The organism is Nocardiopsis kunsanensis DSM 44524, assembly GCF_000340965.1.
In the GTDB taxonomy this organism is placed as follows: domain Bacteria; phylum Actinomycetota; class Actinomycetes; order Streptosporangiales; family Streptosporangiaceae; genus Nocardiopsis; species Nocardiopsis kunsanensis.
The window spans coordinates 1-3,039 of sequence record NZ_ANAY01000066.1 but is presented as its reverse complement, the minus strand read 5'-3'; the positions used below and the strand labels follow the sequence as shown (position 1 = coordinate 3,039).

Genomic DNA, 3,039 nt, shown 5'->3' with positions numbered 1-3,039 from the left:
TCGAACCCCAGACCTCCTCCATGCCATGGAGGCGCGCTACCAACTGCGCCATAGCCCCTTGCGGGTCGCCGGAAGGCGATGTCTCAACTGTACCGGATCGGAGTGGGTGCCTCGAACGGGTCCGCCGTGGCGGTCGGCTGCCGCGCGCAAGGGTAGGAAGAGGGACATGGGCGATCCTGTGGACAGACTCCTCCGTTGGGAGGAGCACGGCGGTACCTGGCGGGTCATCACGCGTGGGCCGGACGGGGTGACGGTGGAACTGTGCACCTGCACGGGCGGCGAGGCCGTCGACCGGTGGACCAGTGACGATCCGGACCTGGTCGCGCTGGTCAGTGCTGCTCCCCCGCCGTCTCCTCGAACGCGGCGAGCCGGTCGTTCCAGCCCCGACCGATCCTTTCGAGGTCCCGGCCGAGCGAACTGAGCCGCTCTCCCACCGCCACGTGCACGACCTCGCGTCCACGCCGGCGCGAGACCACGAGCCCGGCCCCGACCAGGACTTCGAGGTGTTTGACGATGGCCTGGCGGCTGACCGGGAGCTCTCGGGCCAGGGCCGATGCGGAGGCCGGTTCCCGCCCGAGGCGCGCCAGGACCTCCCAGCGTGTGCCGTCGGCGAGTGCGGCCAAGGCCGTGGTGGTGGGAGTGTTCATCGTTTCTCCCGGAGCCGTTCGGCGAGCGTGGTGAGGCCGCCTTCCCAGCCGAGGCGTTCCACGGTGGTGTCGTCGGCGGTGGTCAGGCCGGTGTGCTCGACGACCACGAGGCTGCCCGTTCCGGAGGCCCGCACGGTCACGCGGACCAGTGGCGCGTCCTCGTCCGGCTCGAGGTCGGGTTCACGCGCCAGGCGGAAAGCGAACTCGGACGGGGCGTCCACCCGCTCGACCGTGCCCAGGTGGATACCGTGCTCCGCCCATTCCAGGCGCATCGGCGCGCCCTGCTCCAGGGTGTAGACCGCCCCACCGAACGCGTACCAGGAGGCGAGGTCGGTGACCACGTCCCAGGCGGGTCCGGGCTCGACAGGAACGTGGACGGCGCATCTGACCCGGGCCGGCTCGGTGTGGGCTCGGGCGGTCGCGAGCCCTTCACTCCATCCCCGGGCCTGCTGCTCGTGTAGTCGGCGGCCGGTTCCCAGGGCCTGCAGCCCGCTCTCGACGACGGTGAGGCGAACCCCTCCGGGGCGTTCCTCGAGGTGGAACTCCACCAGTGTGGCGGGGTCGTCGGCGCCGGTTCCACGGTGCCGACGGAAGGCGGCGCGGGTGTGCGGTTCGAGGGCGACCCGTTCGACGCGGAAGGATCCGTGGACGGGGTCCGTGACGAGGTGGACGCCGTCGTCGAGTTCCTCGACGTCGTGCGCGACGATCTCGCCGTCGTTGACGAACCAGCCGGGGCGGGTGAGCAGTTCCCACACGCGCTCGGGTGGGGCGTCGATGTCCACGTGGCGTTCGACACTGTCCATACCGACCTCCTGAACGATTTCAGGGTTGCATTACTGTGGCGCGAACTGCAACTTTGCGGTTGCATGCACTGTCACCCCCGAGCACGGAGCACACCATCATCCGCGAGGCCACCGCCGAGGACGTCGAGAACGCCGCCGACACCCTCACCGCCGCATTCGTCGACTACCCGTTCACCCGCCACACCATCGCCGCCGACGACCACGAAGCACGGCTACGCGAGTTCCAGCACCTCTTCCTCTCCGAGATCGGCCTGCCCCATGGACGTGTGTGGGTCAGCGACGGTCTGGACGCGGTCGCGGTGTGGTCGACCCCCGGCGGTGATGCCGGCCCGGCCCTGGAGCGCCTGCTGCCATGCATGGTCGAGATCGCCGGCGACCGTGCCCACGCGCACTCCTCGGCCGAGGCCGCCATGGAGCCTCACCGTCCCCAGGGGCCCGCATGGTTCCTGGGGACCGTCGGTGTACGGCCCTCGGCACAGGGCCGGGGGCTGGGTCGCGCGGTGATCGAACCCGGCCTGGCCGCCGCGGACGCCGAAGGGCTGCCCGCGTTCCTGGAGACCTCGACCGAGGGCAACGTGAGGGTGTACGAGGCTCTCGGGTTCGAGATCACCGCCGAGTACGACCTTCCCGGCGGCGGCCCGCGCACGTGGGCCATGCTCCGCAGGCCCGCCCGGTCGAGGGGTTGACCTCTCTCCGTCGAAGATTCCATCGTCCCTTCAACGCTCCTACGGGCGGTGGTAGGTTGACGCGAGCGTCGCGTGCCGGTGGCAGGCCGTGTCAGGTATGGAGGCGCCGGATCACGAAGGAGAACGGCGATGAACACGTCGCTCCCTTCGTCCTCACATGGCTGAGGGCGAGAAGGCCAGGCTGATCGCCTGGAGCAACGAGATGCGCGCGGTGCACGAGCGTCTGCGCGAAGCGCTACGAGCCACTCGTGCTTCCCTGCGCGAGGGCAGATGCAGCGAATCCGCCACCCGCGAGCTCCTGCTTTTCTGCCACGGCTTCTGTACCGCTCTCAATGGACACCACGAGAGCGAGGACCGCACGCTGTTCCCCGCGATCGCGGCCGCGTACCCGGACCTGCGGGAGACGTTGCGACAGCTGGAGCAGGACCACTCGATGATCTCCCACCTGCTCACCGGGCTGCAGGCCTCGGTGGACAGGTCGGATCCGCCCGACACACTCGAGCAACACCTCGAGGGGATCGCGGCGGTCATGGAGAACCATTTCCGTTACGAGGAACGTCGGCTGTTGACTGTGCTCGAGACACTCACGCTGGACCGGGACCTCCGCGAGGCGCTGGGGCCCCTGTGAGCCGCGGCCCGGACCTCGGGCAGGGCGTCGGCGGGGGTATTGCCGTACGGCTCCGTGGGGGCGCGGGCCCGCAGCCCTGCGCTCCCACGGGCGACACGCATGAAGACTTTGCTCCGGGGCCGCGTCCTGCGGATCTGCTGTGGCGCGGCGCCTACCAAAGGTTGTGTTCGGGCACACGAACGTCAGGACCACGGATCAGCGACGGTCCGGCCACGACGTGCGCGAGCCCCGGCGAGCGCACACCGGGGGGTGCGGGGGGTCGCCCCCCGAAAAGA

4 protein-coding genes are annotated in these 3,039 nt (G+C 70.1%); 2 read left to right on the top strand and 2 right to left on the bottom strand.

Annotated features, from left to right (window positions below; translation table 11 throughout):
* Window positions 1-329 precede the first annotated feature (329 nt).
* A complete protein-coding gene (locus D456_RS0123180; RefSeq protein WP_017578564.1) occupies window positions 330-647 on the bottom strand; it encodes an ArsR/SmtB family transcription factor in 318 nt (105 codons plus the stop codon).
* A complete protein-coding gene (locus tag D456_RS0123175; protein ID WP_017578563.1) occupies window positions 644-1,450 on the bottom strand; it encodes an SRPBCC domain-containing protein in 807 nt (268 codons plus the stop codon). Before D456_RS0123175 ends, D456_RS0123180 begins: the two co-directional genes overlap by 4 nt.
* A 95-nt stretch (window positions 1,451-1,545) precedes the next feature.
* Here D456_RS0123175 and D456_RS0123170 point away from each other — a divergent pair, with 95 nt between their 5' ends.
* A complete protein-coding gene (locus D456_RS0123170) occupies window positions 1,546-2,136 on the top strand; it encodes a GNAT family N-acetyltransferase (RefSeq protein ID WP_026116158.1) in 591 nt (196 codons plus the stop codon).
* Between the two features lie 157 nt (window positions 2,137-2,293).
* Entirely contained in the window at window positions 2,294-2,764 is a 471-nt protein-coding gene (locus D456_RS0123165) for a hemerythrin domain-containing protein (RefSeq protein ID WP_017578561.1), read from the top strand.
* The last annotated feature ends 275 nt before the right edge of the window (window positions 2,765-3,039 follow it).